Source organism: Halorubrum sp. SP9 (assembly GCF_005435015.1).
In the GTDB taxonomy this organism is placed as follows: domain Archaea; phylum Halobacteriota; class Halobacteria; order Halobacteriales; family Haloferacaceae; genus Halorubrum; species Halorubrum sodomense.
Map to the genome: position 1 here is coordinate 1 of NZ_SGXU01000660.1, position 256 is coordinate 256.

General features: G+C 49.2%; 1 protein-coding gene. It reads right to left on the reverse strand.

The annotated features are described in order from the left end of the window. Window positions 1–256 (reverse strand): hypothetical protein (locus EXE45_RS21115; protein ID WP_206750531.1); only part of this gene is annotated, 256 nt, incomplete at both ends.

A 256-nucleotide genomic window follows, 5' to 3' on the forward strand; every position in this document is an offset into this window, starting at 1 on the left:
GGTCTGTAAGATTTGTATTGAGTACTGACTGCTCTTTTTCTTGAGTAATCCGTTCCGCAGCCAGAGCTCGGAGAATTTCCTGATAAGACGGGCCATCTCCAGAATCCACTGCGTTTCCGGTAGCGAACAGATTATTCGCTCTTTCAACAAGGCGTTCTGAATTCAGCTTTTTGCTCGCCGCTCCGATCGACGGGATACAGAACGGTTCCAAGTAGTCCGTTTTGAAGGTAAAGTAGCCGCCGCGGAGTACGTATCC